This window comes from Halomicrobium mukohataei DSM 12286, from assembly GCF_000023965.1.
In the GTDB taxonomy this organism is placed as follows: Archaea; Halobacteriota; Halobacteria; order Halobacteriales; family Haloarculaceae; genus Halomicrobium; species Halomicrobium mukohataei.
In genome coordinates this window covers 98,777-124,558 of the sequence record NC_013201.1, presented here as the reverse complement: position 1 = coordinate 124,558, position 25,782 = coordinate 98,777, and the positions used below count along the sequence as shown (strand labels likewise).

The 25,782-nt window shown below is 66.1% G+C and carries 15 protein-coding genes and 2 pseudogenes; 7 read left to right on the top strand and 10 right to left on the bottom strand.

Annotation, left to right across the window (positions count from 1 at the left end; all coding sequences use genetic code 11):
- Positions 1 to 346: 346 nt before the first annotated feature.
- The 5 genes and pseudogenes from HMUK_RS16040 to HMUK_RS16025 all read right to left on the bottom strand — a co-directional run bounded on the left by HMUK_RS16040 (position 347) and on the right by HMUK_RS16025 (position 4,666).
- Positions 347 to 1,467 (bottom strand): annotated as a pseudogene (locus tag HMUK_RS16040) (transposase).
- Positions 1,468 to 1,580: 113 nt separating this feature from the next.
- A pseudogene (locus tag HMUK_RS17960) lies at positions 1,581 to 1,703 on the bottom strand (ribonucleotide-diphosphate reductase subunit beta); the annotation flags it as partial.
- Positions 1,704 to 1,775: 72 nt separating this feature from the next.
- Positions 1,776 to 2,786 carry a metal ABC transporter permease gene (locus tag HMUK_RS16035; protein ID WP_012807487.1) on the bottom strand — a complete coding sequence of 337 codons (1,011 nt, stop codon included), beginning with the start codon at positions 2,784 to 2,786 and terminating at the stop codon, positions 1,776 to 1,778.
- A complete protein-coding gene (locus HMUK_RS16030; RefSeq protein ID WP_012807486.1) occupies positions 2,783 to 3,571 on the bottom strand; it encodes a metal ABC transporter ATP-binding protein in 789 nt (262 codons plus the stop codon). Before HMUK_RS16030 ends, HMUK_RS16035 begins: the two co-directional genes overlap by 4 nt.
- 6 nt (positions 3,572 to 3,577) lie before the next feature.
- Positions 3,578 to 4,666: a metal ABC transporter substrate-binding protein gene (locus tag HMUK_RS16025; RefSeq protein WP_012807485.1), complete on the bottom strand. Its 1,089-nt coding sequence runs from the start codon at positions 4,664 to 4,666 to the stop codon at positions 3,578 to 3,580.
- A 157-nt stretch (positions 4,667 to 4,823) separates the two neighbouring features.
- Between HMUK_RS16025 and HMUK_RS16855 the strand changes: the two genes are divergently transcribed.
- The 3 genes from HMUK_RS16855 (at position 4,824) to HMUK_RS16010 (ending at position 10,839) form a co-directional block, all read left to right on the top strand.
- Positions 4,824 to 5,294 (top strand): hypothetical protein, encoded by a 471-nt coding sequence (locus tag HMUK_RS16855; protein ID WP_126967201.1) that lies wholly within the window; start codon positions 4,824 to 4,826, stop codon positions 5,292 to 5,294.
- Between the two features lie 119 nt (positions 5,295 to 5,413).
- Positions 5,414 to 9,316, top strand: a complete 3,903-nt coding sequence (locus HMUK_RS16015; protein ID WP_012807483.1) for a PAS domain S-box protein — start codon at positions 5,414 to 5,416, stop codon at positions 9,314 to 9,316.
- 263 nt (positions 9,317 to 9,579) lie between these two features.
- Positions 9,580 to 10,839, top strand: coding sequence for an ABC transporter substrate-binding protein (locus tag HMUK_RS16010; RefSeq protein WP_012807482.1), 1,260 nt, complete (start codon positions 9,580 to 9,582; stop codon positions 10,837 to 10,839).
- An 81-nt stretch (positions 10,840 to 10,920) separates the two neighbouring features.
- Here the strand turns inward: HMUK_RS16010 and HMUK_RS16005 are convergent, their stop codons facing one another.
- Complete coding sequence (locus tag HMUK_RS16005; protein WP_012807481.1) at positions 10,921 to 14,349, bottom strand: UvrD-helicase domain-containing protein; 3,429 nt, start codon at positions 14,347 to 14,349, stop codon at positions 10,921 to 10,923.
- Positions 14,346 to 16,418 (bottom strand): hypothetical protein, encoded by a 2,073-nt coding sequence (locus HMUK_RS16000; RefSeq protein ID WP_012807480.1) that lies wholly within the window; start codon positions 16,416 to 16,418, stop codon positions 14,346 to 14,348. Before HMUK_RS16000 ends, HMUK_RS16005 begins: the two co-directional genes overlap by 4 nt.
- Positions 16,419 to 16,722: 304 nt before the next feature.
- Here HMUK_RS16000 and HMUK_RS15995 point away from each other — a divergent pair, with 304 nt between their 5' ends.
- From HMUK_RS15995 to HMUK_RS15980, 4 genes are all read left to right on the top strand, one after another.
- Positions 16,723 to 17,100 (top strand): aspartyl protease family protein, encoded by a 378-nt coding sequence (locus HMUK_RS15995; protein ID WP_012807479.1) that lies wholly within the window; start codon positions 16,723 to 16,725, stop codon positions 17,098 to 17,100.
- Positions 17,101 to 17,104: 4 nt separating this feature from the next.
- Positions 17,105 to 19,639 carry a serine/threonine-protein kinase gene (locus HMUK_RS15990; RefSeq protein WP_012807478.1) on the top strand — a complete coding sequence of 845 codons (2,535 nt, stop codon included), beginning with the start codon at positions 17,105 to 17,107 and terminating at the stop codon, positions 19,637 to 19,639.
- A 64-nt stretch (positions 19,640 to 19,703) separates the two neighbouring features.
- Positions 19,704 to 20,417, top strand: a complete 714-nt coding sequence (locus HMUK_RS15985; protein ID WP_012807477.1) for a hypothetical protein — start codon at positions 19,704 to 19,706, stop codon at positions 20,415 to 20,417.
- Positions 20,417 to 21,721 carry a hypothetical protein gene (locus HMUK_RS15980; protein WP_012807476.1) on the top strand — a complete coding sequence of 435 codons (1,305 nt, stop codon included), beginning with the start codon at positions 20,417 to 20,419 and terminating at the stop codon, positions 21,719 to 21,721. The genes HMUK_RS15985 and HMUK_RS15980 overlap by 1 nt, the downstream gene beginning before the upstream one ends.
- A 73-nt stretch (positions 21,722 to 21,794) precedes the next feature.
- Here HMUK_RS15980 and HMUK_RS15975 read toward each other — a convergent pair whose 3' ends face one another.
- The 3 genes from HMUK_RS15975 to HMUK_RS15965 form a co-directional block, all read right to left on the bottom strand.
- Positions 21,795 to 22,256, bottom strand: a complete 462-nt coding sequence (locus HMUK_RS15975) for a hypothetical protein (RefSeq protein ID WP_012807475.1) — start codon at positions 22,254 to 22,256, stop codon at positions 21,795 to 21,797.
- On the bottom strand, positions 22,253 to 23,092 hold the full coding sequence (locus HMUK_RS15970) for a ParA family protein (RefSeq protein ID WP_012807474.1): 840 nt from the start codon (positions 23,090 to 23,092) through the stop codon (positions 22,253 to 22,255). Before HMUK_RS15970 ends, HMUK_RS15975 begins: the two co-directional genes overlap by 4 nt.
- Positions 23,093 to 23,381: 289 nt before the next feature.
- On the bottom strand, positions 23,382 to 25,769 hold the full coding sequence (locus tag HMUK_RS15965; protein WP_012807473.1) for an outer membrane protein assembly factor BamB family protein: 2,388 nt from the start codon (positions 25,767 to 25,769) through the stop codon (positions 23,382 to 23,384).
- Between the last annotated feature and the right edge of the window lie 13 nt (positions 25,770 to 25,782).

The window sequence follows — 25,782 nt, the reverse complement described above, 5'->3', positions numbered from 1 at the left end:
GGCGGCCATCCACTAATATCTACTTACGATTCCTCGATGAATCAAGAGTGATTGCTGTTTCGGCTGATTCGTCTGTTCTCGTGTAGTAGAGTGTACTGAGCGTATAGTTTGCGATGTGATAAAGTGCATAGCGATATACAGAAATCCACCAGTGGGATGTTGAGACTACACCGGGGATAGCGAGCCTGTGATGCGAGGTTTCAACCGAATCCGAGATCAGAAACTGCTTCGGATCGCCTCTCAAGCGACACCGCATGTCATGCTTTCAACTATATCAGTGGATTTCTGGGAGTGCCGACAGCGTTGCCACTCAGAGAATCGGCGTTAGCCCAGACTGAGCGGCTATCTACCCGATTCCGGTCTCCTTCTTTAGCAGCGTGAGCGTATTGTCGGCCGTCACGATCGGTGAATGCTCGTACTCGCCGGTCAATGCGGCCTGGACGAGCAAATCAACCGCTCGCCAGATTGAGTACAGCAGACAGGCGAACGCGAAGTAGAAAAACCGGAGTCCAAAATGCTTCGAGGTTGTCGCGGCCATAAACCGCTTGATGTTCTTGTAGCCGCTCTCAATCTCCCACCGGTAACCGTACTCAGTGAGGTACCCGCTCTCCCGATTCGTCATGAACACCGAGTATTGCCGGTGGTCCTCGTGTTCAGAGTCCTCTTTCCGTCGGTAGGTTAGCGTTGTCTCGTGCCACTCGTTCTTCCCGAGGTGGAGCTTCCAGTCAGTCTCATATCGATCTTGATCACGGTGGAGCAATCGCTTCGCCTGCGCTTTCTCGCTGGTCTGCATCCGTTGCGGAGCGACGTAGGAAAGCCCGCGCTGGCTGAGCATCTCCAGAACGTGTTGGCTATCGAACTCCCGATCCATCAGGACGTTATCGACATGAACGAGGTCCTCAGCCGAATCCAGCAGGTCCTCGACGATCTCCTTTCGTGACTCTCCTTTCCGTACCGGGCGCGCGTCCAGCACGATTGGGACGGCGTTCCCGACCAGCTGGACCGTCGCCCACTGATAGGCGTACTCGTCGGTCTGCTCTTTCGTCCCGATGATCTCGTCTTCGTGGCCCGTTCGGTCGCCCGTGAACGGATCGGCTTCGGTGATGTCGATCGCGACGATTCCAGCTCGAAAGAACTCCTCAGTCTCTGCAACCTCTTCCAGCAGCCGACCGACGGCCTCTCGGTACATCTCCCGAACCGCTGGTATCGAAAGACAACGAATGTGGAATACTCGTCATGCGACCCGAAATCGACGTATCCCAACGGGTACTGAGAACCGAACTCTCCAATCGAGTCGTGAATGTCGTGTTCGAACCAGACTCTGGCGACTGTTCGAATGTCTGATTGGAGAGCAGATACCGAACTGCGGTCGTACAGCGGTGTCGACCCGTATACAGGCCACTCGACGTGCTGTGACTGTGCAATGGTTCGAAAGACATCCCGTCGCGATTGCTCTGTTGATGGCATTAGTCGAGAATATTCCGTCCGAGAGACGCTGTAAGGTCTCCTCAGCCAGGATATACAGCTATGCTTCGAAGACAGCTAGGGGACCACGTTGCTATGCGGAACACGGTCGGATGCTACCGGTCGAGGCTACTCCCGCTCTGGTATTTGGACACCTTCGTCTCGAAGAGGTTCTCTTCCGTGTTCAGGTTGACTTACTCGGACATCCACGGGAACGGATTGTCAGTCCCGTACTGAGTTTCGACCGCGTCTCGACATGATGGTCACTCTTCGAGAGGTATCTGGTCTCTGTTCTCGGTCCTCGGGGATCGTTAGTCGCCCCTCGATACGGATTCGGTCGTATCGATGCTGCCCATCTCGGGTGTCTCTTCCTCGCCGAAGGCGGTCTGGAGCTTCCCGAGCACGACGGCGACGACGTAAATCGCGACCGCGACGAGAACGATAACGCCCCCGGCGGTCGCTTCACCGTAGTACGACGCTCCGATGCCGAGAATGACTGCCAGTTCGGCGAGCACGACCGAGATCAGGAGAGATTCGTTGAAGCTCCGCGCGACCTGACTCGCGCCGGCCACGGGCACGACGAGCATCGCAGCGACCAGGATGACGCCCATGATCTGCATCGCGCCGACGACGACCATCGCAGTCAGCATCACCGTGATGCGGTTGTACCAGCTCACCGAGAGACCCGACACCGCAGCAGCCGTCTCGTCGAAGGTGACGTACAGTAGCTGGTTGCGTGTGAGCCCGATCACGCCGATGATGATGCCGAACAGCGCCAGCAGTATCGCCGCACTCTCGTTCGAGACGGTGGACAGATTGCCGAAGAGGAACTGATTCACACCGACAGCGAGCCCGCCTGCGTTGATGCTGATCAGTGTCGTCCCCAGCGCGAAGCCAGTCGAGAGCACGATCGCCATCGAGACGTCGTTGTAGGCGTCCGTCGCCTCCGAGATGAGCTCGATGAGCAGGGCTGCGATCATCGCGACGACGACGGCCGTCAGATACGGCGAGACCCCCAGGTCGATGACGGCGTTCAGGAACAGTCCGACCGCGACGCCGGCGAATCCGGTGTGGGCGAGTGCGTCACCGATGAGCGCGAGCTGGCGGTGGACCAGAAACGTCCCGATCAGCGGTGCCATCACGCCAATGCAGAGCCCGACCAGGATCGCCCGATGCATGAACCCGTACCGCAGGATTTCGAGGCCTGTCTGGCCGGCGAGCCACGACAGAACCTCCGACCAGGACGCCAGAATCCAGTACAGCGGCTCGAACACGGGGTCGAGCAGTCCCACTCGAAGCGGCAGGGCAGCGAGGTGAATCATCGAGACCCACCCAGCAGGTTCGCGCTGGTGCCGAATGCGCGAGCCAGAGAGTCGCTCTCGACGAACTCGGTGGCCGGTCCGTCGAAGTAGACCTCTCGGTTGAGACAGACGACGCGTTCGGCGTGTTCGGTGACCGCACCCAGATCGTGCTCGATGAGTAAGACTGTGATACCGTTGCCGTTCAGCGAATCCAGGAGATCGTAGAACGCCTCGACGGACTCCATGTCGACGCCGACGGTCGGCTCGTCGAGCACGAGCAGGTCGGCCTCGCCGGCGAGCGCGCGGGCGATGAATGCCCGCTGGCGCTGACCGCCCGACAGCTGTGTCACGCGGCGATCGGCGAACGCCGTCATGCCGACGGTGGCAAGCGCCTCGTCTACGATGCCCCAGTCCGCACTGGAGAGACGACCGAAGCCGACGTGTGGGAACCGACCCATCTTTACGACTTCGCGGACGGTGATCGGCATCTCTTTGGACGCGCTGGCGTGCTGGGCGACGTAGCCGAGACGGGAGCCGTCGTCGAACTCGTGGGAAGGTTCGCCGAAGAGCCGAGCAACGCCCTCGTCCGGTCGAACCAGCCCCAGCATCAACTTCATCAGCGTCGACTTTCCCGACCCGTTCGGACCAACGACCGCAACGTACTCACCGGGGTCGATCCGAAGCGAGACGTCGGCGACGACTGGGGTAGACGTGTATCCGAAGTCGACGCCGGACAGTTCGATGATCGGCTCGGTACTGTCGGTCGATTCCGAGCTCGTGGTGTTCTCGGGGGAGTGTGTGCTCATTGGCGGTCACTCGAAGTTCAGCCACTCGTCGGCCCAGCCGTCGGGTCCGGCTTCCTCGGGTCGTTTGTTGCCGAGGACGACCTCGAACGTGGGCATGTTGATGTTGTAGGCGATCTCCTCGTAGCCCCAGTCGTTCTCGACCCAGTCTTCCCGGACCCCCGCGTAGGGGGTGACGGGGAGATAGCCGGCGACTCGCGTTTCGTCGAGCAGTTGCTTCGCCGGCTTCCGTGACTCGAAGACGCCGTTTGCGATGTAGTCGATGTCGTTTCGCTCGATGACCGCCTTCGCCTCGGTGATGTCCGAGGGCTTGACGTCACCGCTGGCTGCGAGGTTCGTAACGAGGGGGACCATCTCGGCGTCGTATTTGACGCCGATGTACTGGAAGGCGTTGTGCGCCGCGAGCTGCACGACGTTTCGGTCGGCGGCATCGAAGATGGCCCGGTAGTCCCGGTCGATCCGTTCGAGGGTGTCGGATTTGTACGTCTCGGCGTTCGTTCGGAGAGTGTTGGCTTGGTCGGGCGCGAGTTTCGCGAGCCCGTCGGCGATGTTGTCTACCGATTTCTTCGCGCGGTCGGGATCGAGCCAGAAGTGTGGGTCCTTCCCTTGCTGCTTTCCGACCCCCTCTTCCTCGGGGTCCAGCGTCGCGGCGAGATCGACCATTTCGACGCCCTCACGGGCGTTGATCAACTGTGTGTCGACGGCGTCGTCTTCGAGCGTCTGAATCGCGCGGTCGGCCCACGGCTGGAACCCCGGACCGACGTGGAGAAACGCGTCGGCTTCGACGATCTCTTTCGTGACGCTCGCATTCGGCTCCCACCCGTGACCGTGCAGTCCGGTCGGGACGAGGTTTTTCACTCGAAGCGGTGTCCCGTCGACGACGTTCCGTGCGAAGTCGTAGAAGCTGAAAAAGGAGGCGACTGCGACAGTGGGGCCGTCTCCGTTCGCGCCGCCCGCGTCGCTCGCGGGCGTGGTATCGCTGCTACCGACGCTGTTCGTGCATCCGGCGAGGCCGGTGGCGAGAAGTCCTGCACCGGCAGTAATGGCTCTCCTGCGTGAGAATCTGTCCCGCGTTCGAGACTGCGGTGTGTCGTCCATCGTCGACTAGCTAGAGATGGGTCGAAGAATATAGTAGTTTCTATCAAAGCTAAAGATTAGACTAGTCTAATTCACGGTCGCAGATTCCTTCGCCGAGATGTCGCTGGCAGCGACTCGTACGGGCGGTTGTCGTTGCGTACCGGTGAGCGTCTCCCCCGTGGCGACGCTCACCAGAACATTCCTACGACCGTCCGTACCAGCGAAGTACCGGGACGCTTTCCATATAGTAGGCTGGCCTAAAACTCATGGAAGGCCACAGCAGCGGCTGGGAGCCACCGACGCGACGAGATTGCTCGCCGGCTGTACGGGCGATAGCGGGTCCGGCGGAGACCCCGAGTCGACGGACGCCGGGACCCCAACGTCGGAGGCCACAGAGACGGTGACAGAAACCGACGCCGACACCAGTTACTCGGTAACGATGGAACCGATGGGCACCGTCGAGTTCGACGCGCCCCCCGAGCGCTGGGTGAGCTACCTCAGTACGTACGGCGACATGGGTATCGCCCTGGGTAAAGCCGACAGCCCCGAGGCGTTCGGCGAGTGGAACGGGATAGAGACACTTCGAGAGGCTTCGCTCACGCTGTTCGACCGACAGCGGGTCGCAGACGTCATCATCGGGGATCACTGAGCGTACTCAGGACGGTCCGAGAGACACGGCCGTCGGCGTCGACTCGGCCGGGACCTTCGACTATCACGAAAGAGAATTGGCACATGTGATTGATTAAACAGCACTGCCTTTGTACAGTAATGAATTATACAGAGAACGCCACGTCGGAGGAGATTCGCCTTCTGTATGTGAACGACGACACCGACTTCGTCGACCTGGCACGTGCCAAACTCCAGAGTCACTCTTCGGCATTCGAGATTTCGACTGCTGGCACAGTCGCAGCCGCCCGTGACCAGATCGAGACGGCGGCCATCGATTGTGTCGTCACTTCCTACTCGCTGCCGGACGGAACGGGAATCGAGCTCATAGAGCAGATTCGATCAGCGGACACCGAGTTGCCGACGATCCTGTTTACCGGCAGAGGCAACGAGCGGATCGCCAGCGAGGCGACGCAGGCGGGTGTCTCAGATTACATCCCGCTGCGGGCAGACCAGCACAACTTCGAGCTACTCGCACGTCGCATCCACACGCTGGTCGAAGCGGCACGCAAAGCGGCCATCGCACAGCGGCTCTCCGATCGATTCCAGCGGACGCTCGAACGTGCCACCGACGCGATATACGCGGTGGATAACGACTGGCGGATCGAGTACATGAACGAGAAGATGGCCGACCGGATCGACAGGGACCCGGAGAGCATCGTCGGCAGCAGAATCTGGGACGAGTTCCCCTCGATCGTCGGCACAGAACTCGAAGAGCGGTATCGCACTGCCATGGAGACCGGCGAGCCGGTGTCGTTCGAGCAGCGCCTCGGCGACCCCTTCGAGTACTGGGTCGAGGTGCGGGCATTTCCCGACGACGACGGCCTGACCGTCTTCTCGCGTGAGACCACGGACGAACGGGAGCGAGAACGAGAACTGGAGCGCAGCGCGGCGATCCTCGAAAACATCCACGACATCGTGTTCGTCGTCGACGAGGACGGCGTCGTGAGGTTCGCGAACGGAGCCGGCAAACGCTTGGTCGGGGGAAACCAGTCGACGACAGTCAACCGGCGACAGCTCGACGCGGTCGTCGAGGAGCGACTCTCCGAGGAGGAGGCAGAGCAGCTACGAAGCGTCATCGACGCCGCGCTCGACGGACCAGAGGGCGACGGTGGCCTGACCGGCCTGTACGACTCGGATCTACAGGTCGAGATGGCGATCGGGAACGACGAACGGACCTTCGACATCCGCGTAACGCCGTTCCGAAGTGGCACCGGCGAGCAGGTCCTCGTCGTCGCCCGGGACATCACGGAACAGAGCGAAGTCAAGCGACGAGCACAACGAGAACGGGACGCGCTCCGAGAGCTCCAGGGCATCATGGCAAAGAGCGACGTCTCGGGCGAGACCCGGCTCCGGGAACTGCTGGCAGTCGGCTGTCGGACGCTGGACCTAGAGATCGGGATCGCTTCGCGCGTCCGCGGCAGCGACTACACCGTCGAGGCAGTCCACGCACCGGAAACCGACATCGAACCGGGAGCACAGTTCGAACTCGAAGCGACGTACTGTGCAGAGGTCATCGACGATGACGGAGTCTGTGCGTTCACCGATGCGGTCGCCGACGGAAAGCGAACCCATCCAGCCTATCGCGAGCTCGGACTGGAGTCGTACATCGGTGCGCCACTCGTCGTCGACGGTGAGCGCTACGGAACGATCAACTTCTCGAGCCCGAGCACACGAGTCACGCCCTTTGGCCCACTCGAACAGACGTTCGTCGAACTGTTGTCGGAACTGGTGAGCACCGAGATATCCCGCAACCGCGACCAGACCGAACTCGAACGGCAGGACTTCCTCTTCGAGCGGGTACAGGACATCGCGGAGATCGGTGTCTGGGAGTACTTCCCATCGACGGGCGATCTCGAATGGTCCGACGGGGTCCGTCGAATCCACGGTGTCGAGGACGACTACGACCCGTCACTCGAAGACGCGATCGACTTCTACCATCCCGACGACAGGGAAACGATCGCGACTGCGGTCGAGCAGACACTCGAACACGGGGAGGCCTACGACCTCGATCTCCGGATCGTTCGAGCCGACGGCGAGATCCGCGACGTGCGCGTGTGGGGCGAACGCGTCGACAACACACCCAACGACACGACCGTGCTCCGTGGCGTGTTTCAAGATATCACCGAGCGGAAGACCCAGGAGCGCGACCACCGAGAACTCGCAGAGGAGTACGAGGCACTGCTGGAAACGTCCGGTGACGCGATCTTCCTGCTGAACGTCGACACGACCGACGCGGATCCGGCATTCGAGTTCTCCCGGCTCAGCCCGGGGTACGAAACCCAGACCGGGCTGACGACCGAAGACGTTCGACATCAGACGCCGAGCGAGGTGTTCGGAGCGAAACGCGGCGCAGAGCTCGAAGCGAACTACGGCCGCTGTGTCGAGCAACGAGAGCCGATCTCGTACCGAGAGGAGCTGGCCATCGATGACGGTGCACGGTTCTGGGAGACGAGCCTCGCACCGGTGATAATCGACGGGGAGATCGTCAAGATCGTCGGCATCGCACGCAACGTCACCGAACAGGTCGAACGCGAGCGGAATCTCGAAGCGACGAACCAGCGGCTCGAATCGCTCATCGAAGCGACGCCACTCACCGTGATGGAGATCGACCGTGACGGCATCGTCACTCGCTGGAACGACGAGGCAGAGAAGATGTTCGGCTGGTCGCGAGCGGAGGTGCTCGGTGAGCCGAACCCGATGATCCCCCAAGACAGGCAGGCCGAGTTCGACGAGCATCGACAGCGAGCCATGAGCGGCGAGCGGATCCGCGGCGAGGAGATACGACGAAAGACCAAGGACGGCGACGAACTGGACCTGCTCCTGTCGGTCGCCCCGATCAGTGATCCCGACGGCGAGGTAACGAGTATCCTCGCAGTGCTCGAAGACATCACCGAGCAAAAAGAGCTGGAGGCGAAACTGCGCTCGCTACAGGAGACGTCCCAGCGGCTCAGCAGGGCACAGTCTGGCAGTGAGATCGGGGAAATCGCCATCGAGGCAGCCGTCGAGATTCTCGGCTTCGAGCTCACAGGAATCTGGGAGTCCGACCAGCGAGCGGACGAACTCGTTCCGCTGGCGTCGAGTGCGGCCGTCCGGGACCTGCTCGGCGAGTTGCCACGGCTCCAACCAGATGAGAATCTGGCCTGGGAGGCGTTCGAGTCCTCGGAGCTGCGGACGTACGACAATCTTCAGGAGGAACCGGGAATCGACGACGCAGCCGCATTGCCGACGAGTGGGCTGTTCGTCCCGCTGGGTGAGTACGGACTCGTCGGCGTCGGGACCTCGAACGAACGAGGGTTCTCCGAGACGGATGTGGACCTGTTTCGCATCCTCGGTGCGACCGTCGAAGCCGCCTTCGGTCGGGCGAACAGAGAGGCGAAGCTACAGCGCCAGAACGAACGGCTGGACCAGTTTGCGAGCGTCGTTGCCCACGACCTCAGGAACCCACTCAGCGTCGCGATCGGGTTCACCGATATCGTCCAGCAGACACAGGATCCGGCACACTTCGAGAAGGTCGAGACCGCACACGAGCGCATCGAGCGTCTGATCGACGACCTGCTCACGCTCGCACGTGGCGAGTCGACCGTGACCGAGACCGAAGAGATCGACCTCGAAACGATTGCGACGGAAGCGTGGGGGTACGTCGACACGAGTGAGGCGACGTTGACGGTCGAATCTGTCCCGGTCGTCGCGGGCGACAGTGGTCGCTTGACCCAACTGTTCGAGAATCTCTTCCGAAACGCAGTCGAACACGGTGGCGAGGAGGTTTCGGTGAACGTGGGACGACTGACGGAAGCGGACGGATTCTACGTCGAAGACAACGGTGTCGGGATTCCGCCAGAGAAGCGAACGACTGTGTTCGAACACGGCACCACCACGAACGAGGGTGGCACCGGCTTCGGACTCTCGATCGTCGAAGACATCGCGAAGGCCCACGGCTGGACGGTCAGTGCCACCAGCGGGACGACGGGTGGAGCGCGGTTCGAGATCGAGATGACCCCGTGACACTGCCGGCAGTCTGTCTATAGTAGCCATTGAAAATCAATGCACACCCGATCGCATGACTGCAGTGCGATCGGTGTGTAAATCGTTTCAATTGTTACTATATCACGGATATCTCCACCCCACGAGATCCGATGTCGTACAGCGGTGCCACCGGATCCGACGGCGAACAGCAACGGACGTGCGAGTCGCGCTGAAGGTGCCGGCAAAAGTATTTGGCCGTCCTAAACCACAGCCCATTTATATTATTAGGTTAGCCTAAAATCATGGTCGAAGACGAGACATCGACTCGACGTGACGCGATCAAATACGGGTTCACCGTCGCCACATCGGGCCTGCTGGCTGGCTGTACCGATCAGGAGAGTTCGGGTTCGGACGTGACCGAGACGGCGACGCCGACCCCCGAGCCGACGGCGACGGCGTCGAAGGAGGACACGCCCACTCCCGAGCAGTCGTACACGGCGACGATGCCGCCCGTCGGCGAGGTGACTCTCGAAGAGCCGCCGTCGTCGTGGATCGGCGGGCTCGGGTTCACTGCCGACGTACTGACGGCGCTCGGGCAGGCGGACGGCGCGGTCGGGATGGTCGACCCGAGCTTCTGGTACACCGGGTTCTACGACTTCCTCGACGGCGTGACCGCACCATCGGAGGACGAACTCACCCAGATCACGACCGAAGACCGCGAGACGGACATCGAAATGGTGTACGAGCTGGACCCGGACCTCATGGCGGTCGACCCGAACGCCCTGATGGGGATCTACGGACTCGACGAAGCGGGGGCGCGCCGGATCCAAGCGGACGTCGCCCCCTGGTTCGGCAACGAGAGCAGGCGAAAGCGCTTCGACGGCTGGACACACTGGCCGGTCGGAGAGCCCTACGACTACCTCTCGCTTCCCGAGTACATTCCGAAGTACGCGGCGCTGTTCGGTGAACAGGAACGCGGAAACGCACTGCTGGAGCTGTACGAACCGTTCGTCGAGTCGGTCACTGACCGATTACCGCCCAGAGAAGACCGGCGGTCGATGGCGCTGATCAACGGCCGGTACAACCCCGAGAACCGGGACGGATGGGTCGTCTACAATCCGAACTCCGAAGTCGAAGCGACGTGGGGGAAAAAGCAGTATCGAGACCTGGGCGTCGTCGACGCGTTCGACGGGGCCTACGACGGCCAGTCGTCGGTGACCGTCGACCACGAGGGGCTGCTGGAGTACGATCCGGACGTGATCATCTTCAACTTCGGGATCACCTACCGAGCGTTCGACGGCACGAACTACATCCAGCAGCAACGGGAGTTGCTCGAAGACCACCCCGTCGGAAGCAGGGTGACCGCGGTCGACAACGGGGACCTGTTCGTCGGGGGCACGCCCTACCAGGGGCCGATCATCAACATGTTCCAGACCGAGATGGCCGCAAAGCAGCTCTACCCCGAGGAGTTCGGAGCGTATCCGGGCTACGGGGAGCTGTCGGCGGACGAACAGCTGTTCGACAGACAACGGCTGGCGGAGATCGCGACCGGCGATTTCTGATACTGCCGGCCGGAATCTGTACAGATTTTGCGACCCCGTATCGCGAATATCTTGAAACAGTTACAGCCGGAGGATGGGGGCTCACGCGAACCGCGCGAGCCACGACTCGATGTCGTCGACCGGCGCAGTGCCGGCCGTCGAGTCGACGCGCTCGCCCACGCACGTGATGCGCCCCCGGACCGTCGCGTCGTCGAGCTGGCGTTCGAGCAGCCAGGCGTAGAAGGCGGTCTGGAGCGCGTATCGGTCCCGGGTGGCGTCGGTGTCGGCGAGGACGAGCTTGATGTCGTCGACGTACCACGTGCCGTCCGGAGCGCGCGAGACGATGTCGGCGTGGTTCCGGGTCTCGATGGTGTGGTCGGCCACGGGAAGCACGGCGTCGAGTGGCTCCTCGACGTAGACGGCGCTCGACTGCAAGCGCTCCCAGACGCCGGTCGAGGCGAACTGCGGGCAGACGGTCTCGCGGACGTAGCTCGCCACCTGCTGGCGCTCACGGCCGCCAACGTCGCGGCACTGCTCGTCGATAGCGGCGTCGAGCCGCCCCGCGAGCGGTTCGGCACAGTCTTCCAGCGTCGCGGTCGAGACGCCTCGATCGACGGCGGTCGTGAGCACGTCGTGTGCGATCGTCCCGAGGTCGTCGGGGCCGACCGCGTCGAAGGCCAGCGGGAGGCCGTCGTCGGGAGCGGGACGGTCGCTGTGGAGCGGGGCCCCCTTGAGGTGGGCGAGCCAGTGCTCGTCCAGTCCCGTCGCCAGCGGGTAGAGCGTACTGCCGTTGACGAAGCGGGGCGTCCGGCCCGTCCGAGTCGGCGACGGCGCGAGCGCAGTCCGCGGCGTCGGGCGACTCGACTGCGAGACGCTGGCGTCGTAGGCCACGTCGAGACAGCCGATCGCCAGCGGGTACTCCCCGGTCGGTCGCTGGAGCGCGGTGTCGATCCGGCCGCGCTCCAGCGAGTCGGGGAGAGCGAGTGCCCGCCGGATCGTCGTCACCCAGCTGTCCTGTGGCGGCGTTCCGTGGCTCGTCGCGTCCCGTGGCACCGAGAGGACGAGGTGGTCCCGGGCCCGCGTCATGGCGACGTACAGCGTCCGCCAGCGGTCCGCGCGGTGTGCGGCGGCGAGCTCGCTGAACACCGGCGGTCCGCCGAGTCGCGGCTGCTCGTCCCCGACCCAGCGGTTCGTCGCCCAGCGGAGCCGCGGCACCGACTCGACGCCGTGAGCGCTGGGTTCGTCGACGGGAACCGACGGCGCGGTCGCTGGCGGTGCGAGCGCGAGCGTCTCACCGCGGGCCACGAACGAATCGCGATGTGGGCCGTGGACCCCGAGTGGTCGGCTCAGGTCGGCCAGGCAGACGATATCGGCCTCGTCGCCTTTCGCGTTGTGGATCGTCCGGAACACCACGTCGTAGTCGCTGTCGTCGGGCACCGGGACGAGCGGCCCGTGAGACGGGGACGCGCGGTACCGCTGGAGGACGCCGGCCAGCTCGGACAGCGAGTAGCGGTCGGTCCCCTCCCACGACTCGACGGTCTCGACGAGCGTATCGAGGACGGCGAGACAGCGCCGCGGATCGTCGACCTGGTCGAACGGGTCGGTCCCCAGGGCCAGCGTCTCGACGACGGTCGCGACGACGAGCGCCCCCGGATCGGCCGTCCGTCGCGCGAGCCGCCCGCGGAGTTCGGCGAGGTCGTCGAGGAACGTCTCGACGCGGGCCGGGAGTCGATCGTCGGCCCCGATCTCGTCGAGGCGATAGTCGGCTGCGGCAGCGATCTCTCGGACGGTCGACCCGTCGTCGCAGGTCACCGCCGGAACCGCGCCGTCGAAGAGCGCGCGCGTTCGCTCCGGGTCGAACGGATCGACGAGCCACTCGACGACGCCGACGACGAGTTCGACGAGCGGGGTCTCGAACAGCAGTTCGCTGGCGTCGGCGACGGACAGCCCCTTCGCTTCCAGACGAGCGGCGAGCGAGCGCATGTTCGTCCGCGTCGGAAAGAGGACCTCCACCGGGCCGTCGGCGTCTCGGCCCGCGAAGCCGTCGTCGGCCAGCGCACCGTGGAGGTAGTTCGAGAGCGGCGCTGCTTCGCTCTCCTCGAACCACGTGGTCGTCCCCGGAGAGCCCCGCGCCCGGTAGCTCGCGACGTGGACCGCCGGCTCGCTCGTCGCCTCGCGGTCGGTCTCGACGGGCGCGTAGCCGTCGCCGGTCCGGTGTACGGCACCGCGTGCGGGATCGGTAAAGACCGTCTCGAAGACGGCGTCGACGGCCGCCGAGACGTCCGGTCGCATCCGATAGGTCCGTGCGGCGTCGGCCCGCTCGTGGGGCGTCCAGGAGCGCCCGAAGTACGTCCCCTCGTCGAACGCTCGCGTGAACAGCGCCGGCCGGGCGTCGCGCCAGGCGTAGATACACTGGTCGGTGTCCCCGGCAAGCAGGACGCGGGCGTCGTCGGGGACCAGCGGCGCGAGCGCGTCGTGCTGTGCGACGGACACGTCCTGGGCCTCGTCGATGACGAGGGTCTGGAGGGCGTGAGCGTGGCGCTGTCGGACCCGCTCGCGGAACGAGTCGTCGGCGTCGCCGGACTCGTCGAAGAAGTCGGCGACCCAGTACGCCACGTCCTGGTGGGCGAGCACGCCGCGCTCGCGACACCGGCGGTCGTACTCGGTCTCGTAGGCGACCACGAGCGAACAGAACTCCTCGACGCGCGCACGCCAGCGGTCGAAACACGCCCGGGACTGGGCCGTGACCGCCGCCTCGTCGTCGTGGCGTCGCCGGAACGCCGCGGCGGTCTCCTCGTCGAAGAACCGCGCCACGTCACGGACCACGGCGTCGAACGTGGCCGGGCGACCGTCCGGAAAGGCCTCGTCGATCGCGCCCAGGAGTCTGTCGCGGAACTGCTCGTCGGAGAGCCTGCGGGCGCGCTTGGCCGAGCGGGCCGTTTCGAGCAGCGTGTCCAGCGTGCGCCCGTCGGCCCCCCGTCCGTCGCTGGCCGTCTCGTCGCCGTAGGCCTCGTCGAGACGGTCGAACCGGGCCGTCAGTGACTCGCGACCACGCAGGGCGTCCAGCGCCGCTTCTCGGAGCGAGGAGAGTCGCGCGTCGTTGCCGACCGTCGGCATCTGCTCGAAGCCGTACTCGGCGTGAATCTCCGTGAAGACGGTGCGAAAGATGCTGTCGATGGTCCCGACGTGGTCGGCGTGGCGGACCCGCTCCTGGAGCCGCCGTGAACGCTCGGGGCTGATAGTGGTCGCCGTCGGCTGCTCGTCGTCGGCGAACGCGGCCAGCGCGGCAGTGATCCCCGGAACGATACCGGCAGCGTCCTCGCGGGAGAACGAGACGACGCAGAGCCCCCGTTCGGGAGCGGCCGCTTGCGCGCCCGCTTCGACCAGCGCCTCGGCGGCGACGCGCTCGACGGTCGTCGACTTGCCAAAGCCCGCCGTACAGTCGAGGACGAACAGCCCCCGGTCGTGAGCGAGGAACGCGTCGCGAATCCGGTCCTGTGCGCCCTCCAGGGGCGGGACGCCGTCGGTCACCGGCCGCCACCCCCCACGCTCGTGCCGTCGTCGATCCAGTCGTGGAGCGTCGAGGCGTCGCCGGCCCGCAATCGACGGACCCGCTCGGGCGCGAGGCGGTTGGCGTCCAGGTGGGCAAGCAGCGGCGACCGATCGTAGCGGACGCCGTCCACGTCACGGGTGTAGCGAGTGACGACGAGGTGATCGGTGGCGGCCCGGACCGCGTCGGCGAAGTGATCGAGGTCGCGCTCTGTCGACCAGGCCCCCCGGACGGGGAACTGACGGGCCGACCGTGTCTGGCCCCGGACGATGGCCGCCCGCAGTTCGGCCGGCAACTCGCCGTGGGGGCGCTGTGGCCACTCGCCGTCGACGAACCCCAGCGCGATCACGAGCGAGTACGTCCGGAGCCAGGCGTCCGTCGCGTCGAGCACGTCGATGCGCTCGGCGTTGGCGTGTTCGCGCCGGCCGGGCCGGGCGGTCGCGAGCGCGTCGAGGACCGTCAGGACGGTGTCCCACGACGGATCGAGGTGGCCCCGTTCGAGCCAGTCGGCGTACTTCGCGCGCGTCTCGCGAAGGAGGTGATCGCCGTCGTCCGTGCCGGCGACCCGCTCGACGGCGCGGGCGGTCTGGGCGGTCTCGGTGTAGTCCGGCCCGTCGGACGCGGCCCGCCGGGGCAGGACGCCCTCCTCGAACGCGTCGACGACGGGCTCCAGAACGGAACAGATGTCGGCTGGCGCGGGCTCGGCGGGCTGCTGGCCGATCCAGTTCAGCAGGCCGGCCGCCGCTTCGCGTGCGGTCGTATCGACGCCGTCGAGTTTCCCGACGGCCGTGAGCCACCCGACCCGCGAGCGAGACGCGCCGTCGAGCGCACGATCGAGCGCGTGTATCGTCGACGGTGGCGTCGGGCGGTCGCGACGGCCGCGCGGTGCGATCCACTGGAGCGCGAGCGGTTCCACCAGCGTGTCGGCGGCGATGTCGTCGGCCGCGGCCGCCCCCAGCAGCTCACAGACGGCGGCGACGAGCCGGTAGGGGAGCGTCCGGGTCAGCGGGAGCTGCGTCCAGACCGACGGATGCCGTCCGTACGTCGACAGCGCGCGCCGGACCGGCCGCTCGTAGCGATCGACGTCCCGAGCGACGAGCGCGACGTCGTCGACGCCGGCACCCGCTTCGAGCGCCCCGTCGACGATCGCCGCCGCGGTGCGGGCCTCGTCGTGTCTCGTCTCGACCGCGATCTCGGTCGTTCGCGGCGGCTGGTCGAGCCGGCGGTCGGGCGACGGATCGACGCGGTCCGGGGCGGTGTCGGCGATCCCGGACCGGGCAGCCAGCCGACGGGCGATCCGGGGACCGGTCCCGGCCCGGAGGTAGTAGTGGACGGCGACGTCGGTCGCCGCCTCGACCGCCGTGAGAAAGTCTCGGATCGGCGCGCCGAGCGTGCTGACGCCAGCGAGATCGATCCGCTCGATCGTCGGGAACGTCGCCGACCACACTGCGCCGTCGGTCTCCTCGATCGCGCTCGCACAGGCCCGAAAGACAGCGCCGGGAGCTGGAGCGGCCGCGACACGCTCGTCGAGAGCGTCGACGAGAGCACCCACCCCGGTACGGAGCGCGCGCGTGTCGGCACTGGCAGCCGCCGACAGCGACGAGCGAACGTCGTCGAGCGCCTCCGCCCGGTCGGCTCGCCCGCCGGTCAGGAGCTGGAGCTCCTCGCGAGCGACCTCGATCGACTCGGCGTGCTCGGTCAGTGCCGTGCCGTAGACGGTGGTGAGCGCCCCGACGCCCGCGGGCGGCTCGTCGAGGAGCGTCCGGAACAGCCGGAGCCGGTCGAGCCGGTCGAGCGTCTCGACCGCTCGGCCCTCGTGGGTCGAGAGGACCCGCGACGCCACGTCGATCGGCGTCCGAAACAGGACCGACGAACGGGGCCGGCTGCGCTGTGCGAGCGCCCGCTTGCAGTTGCGCTGGTGGAGCTGCTCGGGCGTCATCACGATGTCGATCGGGTCGCGGGCTCGCTGGGGACGTTCCAGGAGGGACTGCACGTCGTGGACGTGGACCGTGGGCGAACAGCGTCGAGCGGAGACGGCAGCGTCGTCCATACCTGTGAGAGAAGCGCAGTTGTGCCCTAAAGCTGCTCGCCTCGGAGTGAAAGTAGACGCGTCGTCTCGCGGCGTCACTCGATTCCGTCGGTGACGGTCCCCTCCATCTCGTCGAGGGCCAGAAACGGGTCCCGAGCGAACGCGTCTCGTTGCCCGTCGATCACTGCCGGGCGTTCCTCTCGGTCGGGCAGCTCGTCTTGAACGAGTCCCCCGAGCGTCCGCCGGCCGAACGTCGGGAAGACGCGCTACAGTACAGTAGTGATCCACAGATTGATTCCGGGGCGTCGCTACGTATCTCGTAGAGATGGCCGACACTGCTGGCGACCGGACGGTGATCGGGCGATACGAGCGCGTCGAGGTGACTGGTACCACGGGTCAACAGCGAGTGACTGCAAAGATCGATACGGGCTCCGACCGGAGTACGATCGACGAGAGCGTCCTGTCCTCGATCGGCGAGACCGGTACCGTCGGCGACGTGACGACGCGGTCGGGTTCGGCGGCCGAAACGCGCGAGATCGTCTGTGTCTGTGTCGATCTGCTCGACGTGTCCGACGAAGCGAGGGTCGTCGAAGTCGACGTCAGCGACCGGTCGGCCTACACCGGAGAGATGCTCGTCGGAGCGGATTTGCTGTCCGAACTCGAACTGTTAGTCGACGTGACCGACGACCGGATCACCGACTGAGCCAATGTCACTCGAAGAGATCAACGCGCAACTCGACGGCGACGATCCGGAGACGCGACTGACCGGAGCAGAGACACTCGCGACACTGGCGAGCGATCGCTCGTTCGATCCGGCGGACGGAGAGACGGAGCCGTTTGATCTGGCGATCGAGGCAGCGACCGCCGACGATCCGGCGGTTGCCTACAACGGAACGAAGGCGCTGAGTCGACTGGTCAAAGACGGCGCTGTCACGACCGAACTGACGACGCTCACCACGACAGACGCCGATCGGACCTACATAGAGCGGATCGCCGAAGTCGCCACAGAACGGATCGGGGAGTCGAATCCCGGACGTGTCCGGTCTCGTGGCGCACTCGTAATCAGTCGACTCGCATCGAACGACGTCGACAGTGTCGTCACTGAGACCGTCGTCGAACGGCTCCTCGACCTGCTGCAGACGGGTCAAAAGGCGATTCGAAAGCGACGGGCAGTGCTCGCCCTGACGAACCTCGGGCACTACGATCACGAGGGGCGGGCCGCCGTACGAGCAGAGATGGCGACGGCGGCCGACAGCCTGCGCGAGTTCGCGTCGGCCGACGACGACCTCTTGCAAAGCGTCGGTCTCAGGGCACTCGGATTCATGGGGCTCTCCGAACCCGAGGCCGCGTTACCGGCGACAGAACTCCACGCCGTCGTGGCCGACCACGGGAATCGGCCCCGGAACGTCAACCGCGCAGTCAGATCGCTCTGGCAGATCGGCAGAACACATCCGTCAGTCGTCGTCCCGGTCCGAGACGAACTCGAAGCGCTACTGAGCTATACGGAGGCAGACGCGAAAGACGCGGCTCACCTGTCGAAAGACACCGGAGCGTTGGCAAAGCACGCCAGGTACGTGCGGTCGAACGCTGCGATGGCACTCGCCCAGCTCGCTCGCGACCACCCCGAACAGGTCTCGGAGGCCGCCGTCGAACAGTGTGTGGACCTGCTCGAGCAGCGCGACGAATCGATCCACCGTGTCGTACGACTGCTCGGACGGGTCCACGAGGCGCACGGTGACGTGCTCGACACTGCCGACACCACCGAAGAGGTCCGTTCGTATCTGGCCGCGGAACGTGAGTCGAAGACGACGACGAAGCGCCACACGAGGGCACGAGGATACGCGGTGTGGCTCCTGACCCGCCTGTCGAGTGACGAACCACTCTCCGAGTCGGCGGTGGCGACGGCGCTGGAGTACCTCACGGAGGTCCGGACCGGGGAGCGAACGGCTTTCGGACCGCTCCGGACCGAGGCACTGGCGACGATGAGCCGGGCGTTCCCCGAACAGGTCACAGCACACGACGAGAGCGTCGACTGGCTCTGTCGACGAGCCGGTGAGAGTGCGACATCGACGGAACGGGCCGACGCCGTCACTGGCCTGCTGTCGCTCGTCCGCTCCGAAACGACCACCCCCGACCGGGTCACGTCGGTGCTGGAAGAACGCCTCGCGACCGAGTCGGTACCACGAGTGCGGCGACTGCTCGCACAGGCGCTGGGGGCAGCGTCGACGCCGTCGACCCGTCGTGCGCTCGCCGAGACGGCGGTGACCGAGTCGAGACCAGACGTGTCGACGGCCATCGACGCCGCACTCGAACACAGCGGACCGTCGACGGTGACACACGCCGGCAAGGATCACCCGCTCGCACCGACTGCGTTGCCGGTCGTGTCCGCGACAGCCTACACGCCGTGGCTCACAGAGACGATCGACTACGGCGATATCGAAGCCCATCACCGGATCCAGCACGGGGGAACGGGGACTGTGCATAAAGCGTCGCTGCATCCACCGGCGAACGCGTCTACGGAAGCGCCACGAACGATCGCGCTCAAGCGGCCACTGGAACCGGCCGGTCGGACCGTGGCCGATCTCTCGGCGTACATCGAGGAAGCCCAGAAGTGGGGCCGAGTCCACGACCACCCCAACATCGTGACGATCTTCGGCTGGGGAGCCCAGCCCCAGCCCTGGATCGCGATGGAGTACCTCGACGAGGGAGAACTGGGAGCGTTCGCCGAGGCGCGATCGCTGCCCGTGTCACAGGTGCTCTGGATCGGCGTCTGTATCGCCGACGCACTACAGCACGCCCACTCACACGGGATCTACCACCGGGACATCACACCGGCGAACGTCCTCCTCCAGCGTCGTCGCGGGTGGTCGATGCCGAAGTTGGCCGACTGGGGGACCGCACGGAAGAGACACGAACTGAGCCGCGGAGACAAGCAGTACACGCCTGGGTACGGAGCGCCCGAACAGCGTCCGGAAAGCGAACGGGCGCGTGAAGTGCCACCCGCCAAGACGGACATCTACCAGCTCGCGACGCTGGTCTACGAACTCCTGACGGGAGAGAAGCCGTTCGCCGTCGAGCAGGCAGTACAGAAAAGAGAGCGGTCCCCTGCCCCGCCGGGAGACGTTCGCGATGGCGTCCCTCCAGCCGTCGACGATCTGCTCCGTACCGCGCTGGATCCGGATCCAGCGGCGCGTCCGGAAACGGCCGCTCGGGTCCGTGACGTGCTGGCCGACCAGTGGTGAGCGTCGCTCAAAGCGAGATTGGAGTCACCGCCGCTCTCTTGTGTCGGTTACTGCAAGCGACTGCATGAACAGACGAGAGTCCCTCGCCGCGTTCGCGGGGGTCGCCGCCGCGCTGGCCGGCTGTAGCGGGTACGGCAGCGCGACCAGCGAGTCGACGGCAACGAGAGGGGCCGAGGGCGGAATGGACACGGACGCGCCGGGGACCGGGTCCGCGACGGATCCCGAGATGGTCCGCGTTCGCGAGGCGACCGATCAGGCACCGCTCTGGCTCGCCGATCAAGACGGCGAGACCGAGCGAGAGCGCGGGTCCCACCGCGAGCGGCGTCGACACTCGCGGAGCGTCGTCGACACGCCGGCCCGGGCGGAACGGCTCAGGGTCGCCGACGGCGTCGACGCCGACGGGCTCGACTCGTTCCTGTCGGAGACGGACCTCGACGGCCAGACGCTGTATCTGGAGAGCGTCGAGGTCCGAGCCTGCTTCGAGCTGGCACTGTGTCGGATCGAGTGGCAGCCCGACGAGGTGTCGACGGACTACGCGCGCACCCAGCTCCCCTACGATACGCGCTGTGAGGTCGACGACCACGTCTTCGAAGCGCGACTCATCCGCATTCCGGACAGCCTCTCGGCCGACGAGGTGCGTGGCTACGGCTCGTCGATCGGCACGGCCGGCTGTCAGAGACGGAATCGGGCCGCGGCCGAGAGCGGCGGGGGATCGAGCGCCGGGAGTGACGGTGAGACACGAACCGCCACAGCCACGTCGACTGGAGGTGACCGGTGATGGGCGAGGACGCACGGAGCACAGCAGACCGACAGCGCCTGACGCGTCGCGGGCTGCTCGCCGTGGCCGCGACGGGTGCCGTCGCCGGCTGCCAATCGATCGGCGGGCTGAGCGACGACACAGACGAGCAGATCAGCGTGTACGAGCTCCCCGACCTCGACCGGGAGTCGATCCCGTCGCCGGTCGTCGCCCCGTCGGTGCCCGTCGACATCGCGCCGTCGCACCTCACGACGGCCCGCGAGCGCGTCGACGCGTTGCTCGGCGAACTCCCGACGCCGATGGGACCCGACGACATCCCCAACGGGTACGTCCGCGAGCGCCTGACCGACAGCGCCAGCGACGCGACGGACGCGCTCGACGACGCACGCACTGCCCGGACGGAGCTGGAAGCGCTGACGGCGCTGGGCGAGGCGCGCGAACGAGCCAGATACGCGGCCGCCGGCTGGGCGATGGCCGACGGAGGACTGACGGTCGAACGCCTCCGCAGCGAGCACGGTGAGATCGTCTCGAACGCCCACGCGTTCTGGGACGAGCACACGTACCTCGGGACCGACCCCGTCCGAGCGGCGCTGGTACACGCCCGGATCGAGGACGCGTTCGATCGGCTCGCCCGGATGGACGGGCCACGGATCCACGGCGACGGCGAACTGCTGACCGTCGCCGAGTGGGGCAAGACCGTCGAGTCGGCGCGGGTCGATCTCGACGACGCCCGCCACCTCGACAGCCAGTTCGCCGAGTCGCTGCCCGCCGACGCCGGCAACGTCGAGGACGCGCTCACCAGCGGTGCCGAGACGCTGCTGGCCGACGTTCGCTCGCGCCGCTCCGACCTCCCACCGGAACCCACCCCGGAGGAGTGGGGCGTCGCCGAAAACGTCGTCAGCGACCTCCGTCGGACGGTCGACGCCGGACCGACGACCGTCGAGGAAGCGAGCGGACCGGCCAGCGCCGTCATCGACGCGACCGGCCGCATCGCGAGATTTCGAGCGCTGGAGCGGATCGAAGAACGGATCGATGCCGGCGAGATCGGCGGCGTCGAGAGCGCCGACGAACTGCGAGCACTGCGGACGACGGCCTACGACGCGCTCGATACCGCGCTCGAAACGGGTCGCGACGCCGCGCTCGCCCGGACCGTCATCAGCGACGTGTCCCGGGAGGTGACGAGCGCGGACTGGCGGCTCGCTCGGTTCGATCGCGACGTTCGGCCCGAGCGCCTCGACGACGTCGTCGAGGGATACGTGCGCGCGACGGCCGGCGCGCGGGCCGTGCCGCCAGCGTGCAAGCAGACCGTCGAGGCGCTGGAGTGAGCCCGAGAGCGTCGGCGCTTACTGTCGGCCGTCAGAGAGACGCGCCGCCCCAGCGAAGCGACAGCCAGCAGTGTCAGTCCCAGCCGTAGCCCCACGCTTCGAGTTCCGCGACGACGAGCTCCGGGTGTTCCTGGGCGACGACCATCGCGGCCTCGGTCACGTCGGTCTTGTACACGTCCTCGCCGAACTCGGCTTCCACCGTGGCGACGAGTTCGTCGATGCCCGCCTCGACGTCGTCTCTGAGAAAGACCGGGCGCTGGGTCCGGCCGTCCTTGACCCCGTCCCGGGCGTGGATGTAGGGCAGCGAGTGGCGGTGCTGATCCTCGGACTGGCGATCCGCGGACTGCTGGCCGCTTTGCTGGCTCGACGGCTCGGGGTCGAGTGACGAGCCCGTCCGTCCGTCGTTCCCGAGATCGCTCGACGACGACTGGTCGGCAGCGCCGCCTTCCGCTACGTCGGTCGGTTCGTCGGCCGTGTCCGCTCGCTCGGCGTCGGGGTCGTCGGCGAACGGATCGTCAGTCGAACCCTGCTTCATGCTTCCACCGCCCGCATCTCGCGGATGTGTGCCGCCAGCTCGTCGTACTTTTCGAGGGTGTCCAGTTCGTGGTCGCGTTCGCGCTCCCGGTGGACATCGATATAGCGGAATGCGGTACATTGTTCGGCCCAGCACCCCTCCAGCAGCGAGGACCGCTCGCGGAACTTGATCGGCAGCTCCCAGCCGTCGGCCGCCAGCTCGTCGAGGAACCGATCCTGGTCGTTCATCCCCTTGTAGCGGTTCGGGACGACCGCGAGGACGCCGACCTCGATGTCCAGCTGGTCTTCGAGCCCGCCGACCAGCTGGTCGAGTCCCTGCACGGACTCGTACCCCTTGCCGCTGGGTTCGAAGGGGATGACGACGTGGCGCGTCGCGTGGATCGCGTTGTGGAGTTTGATGTCGGCGCTGGCGGGCGGGTCGACGATCAGCGTGTCGTACGTCTCGTGGACGCCGGCCTCCCGCAGGACCCGGAGGAGTTGCTTGTTCGGGTTCCACGACTCCCCGAAGTCCGCGGCCTCCTCCTCGCGTCGGCGCAGGTGCTTCGAGGCGTATTCGAGAATGTTGTGAGCCGGTACGATGTCGATGCCCTCGCTCGTCCGGACGAGATCCGAGAAGTCCCCTCGCGGACGGTCGATCATGTGACGCAAGAGGCTGTCTACCTGATCGTTGTTCCGATCGTCGGCCACGTCGAGCAGATGTGACAGCGACGCCTCCTGCGTGTCGAGATCGACGACGAGGACGCGCCGACCGGCCCGAACCTCGGCCTTCGCGAGGTTCGCGGCGAGGGTCGTCTTTCCGACCCCGCCGGCTTCCGAGTACACTGTGTAAGCCAGCATAGCTACCCAGTCGAGCGCCTCAGCTATAAAACTCAGTCAGACGACTCGGCCAACTAAGCCAGCTAAGTCACTCAGCTAAGCCAGCCAGCTGAGTGAGCTAGCTAATCTAGATAGTTAATCCAGCCAGCTGGGAGACTCAGCCACACGGGCCAGCAGCATGAGCAAGCCAACTGGAGCGACTCGCTAGCGACTCCAGTTAGCTCGTCCCGTCGACTCCGGAGTGGGAGCGCAGTCTCTGTGCGCGTTCGTTACGAGCGTCAGAATGATCGGAGCGAAGACAGGCGTCCGCTCACTCGTCGCCCGCCAGCGCGTAAACGCCGTCCGCCGTCCCGAGATAGACGGTTCCAGCAGCCACCGCCGGAGACGCGTGAATACTGCTACCGACATCGACTGACCATCGCCGGTGGCCAGTCGTGGTCGAGAGCGCGGTGAGTGTGCCGTCGGCACAGCCTGCGATGAGCGTCTCCCCGAGGACAGCCACTGCGGTCCGGACCGACCCGCTGAGTGACTGTTGCCAGCGACTCTCCCCGCTGGTGGGATCGAGTGCGTACACGTTGTTGGCGTTGTTCCCGACGAACAAGGAGTCGTCTCTGACAGCCACCGATCCGGGAATCGAACGCTCGGTGTCGAACTGCCAGTCGAGGTCGCCGGTAGACCGGTCGAGCGCGTACAGCGAATCGTCCCAGCAGCCGACGTACACGGATCCATCCACCACAGCGGGCGACGACCAGACCGGTCGCTCCGTCTGGTACGTCCACACGGTCTCACCGCTGTGAGCATCAACGGCGTGGACGGTCTCGGCTTTGGTGCCGACGTAGACGGTCCCACCGGAGACGGTCGGTGCCGATTTGATCGCGCCACAGTCGACACGCCAGCGCTGCTCGCCGGAGTCGGCCGCGACCGCGTACAGTGTGCCGCCTCGGCCGCCGAAGTACACCGTCCCGTCAGCGACCGTCGGAGGACCGTACACGTGACTCCCGGTCTCGAACGTCCACTGCGTGTCACCGGTCACAGCATCGACGGCGTACAGGTCACCGGACCAGCTGCCGGCAAAGACCTGCCCGTCGGCGACGGCCGGTGCCGAGGCCGTCTCCAGGAGGCGTCCGCTCGTCCAGACGGTCTCTCCCGTCTGTGCGTCCAGTGCGCGCAGAGTCCCCCGTTCCGGTCCGGCGTAGACGATCCCGTCGCTGACGGCCGGCGCGACCTTGACGAGATCCGGCGTCGAGTGCGTCCAGGCGACCGACACCGCGCTCTCCGGGCCGTCGGGATCGCCGCTCGTTCCCGTCCGTGCGAAGTTCCCACCGAGTGTTGGCCACCCAGCGGTCCGAGGGGGCAGACCGGACGCCGCCCGAGGTTCGCGAGCGCCGTTCGTCGACTCGGCAGCGACGGCGGTGTGGTCGCCGGGCGAGGCGTTGACCGAGCGGTGGTTCTCGTAGGCGGCGACGCGGTCGGCCATCGATTCGCTTTCTGAGGCCGGATGGGTTCGCGGGTCGTCCGACGACGCTTCGTCGTCCGCGTGCCCGTCGGACCGCCCAGTCGTGACGCCGTCGTGATCGCCGGGCGAGGCGGAGTACGACCCGTAGTTGTCGTAGTCGGTCACTCGCTCGACCAGTTCCGGGTCGCCGGCACCCCCGTCGTTCGTCGCCGCCCGCTCGTCGTCGCGCTCCGGGGCTGGCGGCGTCGACGTGTCTGTTCGCTCCGGGCGGGCGTCCCCGGTTCGTTCTGACCGGCCGTCGAGACGGTCGCCGACGATCGGTGGCAGGTCGCCGCCGGTACGGACGGCCCGGAGCGCGTCTGCCATCACCGGAATCGCGCTGTAGCGATCCGTCTTGTCCCGTTCGAGCGCGCTCGACACGACGGCGTCGACCGCCGGAGAGAGCGCGGGCCGTTCGGCGCTGGGAGGCGACACGGGGTCTGAGGACATCGCAACCTGCATGGCCTGGAAGCGGCTCTCGGGCGCGATCGGTGTCCCGGTCAGGAGCTCGTACAGGATCGTCCCGACCTGGTAGATGTCCGTCAGCGTGTCGGGCTCGCCGAACTCCCCGGGCTCGAACTGCTCGGGCGCGGCGTAGGCGGGCGAGAGCCCCTCGACCGTGCCGGTCTGATCGGCCAGCACGCGGGCGAGTCCCCAATCGGCGACCTTCGGAACGTCCCAGACGCCGTCGGGCGTCGAGCGAAAGAGAACGTTCGCCGGCTTGAGATCGAGATGTGCGATCCCCAGGCTGTGAGCGACCGCGACGCCGCGACAGACACACTCGCCGATCCACAGCACCTCTAGGGTCGGGAGCCCGCCGTCCACGGCCGCCAGGCGGTCCGCGAGCGTGCCGCCGTCCATGTACTCCATCGCGATCCAGGGCAGGCGCTCGCCGGTGTCGACGACGCCGACGACGTGCTCCGAGTCCCGCCATCGCGGGCGTTCTCGCTCGATGCGGTCGACCGTCTCCCACGTCTCGGCCTGCGAGAGGAACCGCTCGATCTCGTCGTTTTCGAGCGTCCCCGGAGCCAGCGGTTCTTTGACCGCGATCCGGTCGGGCGACCGTTCGTCCGAGAGGGCAGCAACGGAGACGAGCGCGTTGCCGCCCCGGTCGATCAGTTCACCGGACCGAACGAGATCCGCAGAGAGGTCCCGCCGGGGCGGACTCCGGACGCGGTCGAGCGTCGGCTCTCGATCACCCATAGACGACCCAACG

Coding starts and splice junctions, on each gene's coding strand:
- HMUK_RS16035 (WP_012807487.1), bottom strand. CDS start 2,786: ATGATTCACCTCGCTGCCCTGCCGCTTCGAGTGGGACTGCTCGACCCC.
- HMUK_RS16030 (WP_012807486.1), bottom strand. CDS start 3,571: ATGAGCACACACTCCCCCGAGAACACCACGAGCTCGGAATCGACCGAC.
- HMUK_RS16025 (WP_012807485.1), bottom strand. CDS start 4,666: ATGGACGACACACCGCAGTCTCGAACGCGGGACAGATTCTCACGCAGG.
- HMUK_RS16015 (WP_012807483.1), top strand. CDS start 5,414: ATGAATTATACAGAGAACGCCACGTCGGAGGAGATTCGCCTTCTGTAT.
- HMUK_RS16010 (WP_012807482.1), top strand. CDS start 9,580: ATGGTCGAAGACGAGACATCGACTCGACGTGACGCGATCAAATACGGG.
- HMUK_RS16000 (WP_012807480.1), bottom strand. CDS start 16,418: ATGGACGACGCTGCCGTCTCCGCTCGACGCTGTTCGCCCACGGTCCAC.
- HMUK_RS15995 (WP_012807479.1), top strand. CDS start 16,723: ATGGCCGACACTGCTGGCGACCGGACGGTGATCGGGCGATACGAGCGC.
- HMUK_RS15990 (WP_012807478.1), top strand. CDS start 17,105: ATGTCACTCGAAGAGATCAACGCGCAACTCGACGGCGACGATCCGGAG.
- HMUK_RS15985 (WP_012807477.1), top strand. CDS start 19,704: ATGAACAGACGAGAGTCCCTCGCCGCGTTCGCGGGGGTCGCCGCCGCG.
- HMUK_RS15980 (WP_012807476.1), top strand. CDS start 20,417: ATGGGCGAGGACGCACGGAGCACAGCAGACCGACAGCGCCTGACGCGT.
- HMUK_RS15975 (WP_012807475.1), bottom strand. CDS start 22,256: ATGAAGCAGGGTTCGACTGACGATCCGTTCGCCGACGACCCCGACGCC.
- HMUK_RS15970 (WP_012807474.1), bottom strand. CDS start 23,092: ATGCTGGCTTACACAGTGTACTCGGAAGCCGGCGGGGTCGGAAAGACG.
- HMUK_RS15965 (WP_012807473.1), bottom strand. CDS start 25,769: ATGGGTGATCGAGAGCCGACGCTCGACCGCGTCCGGAGTCCGCCCCGG.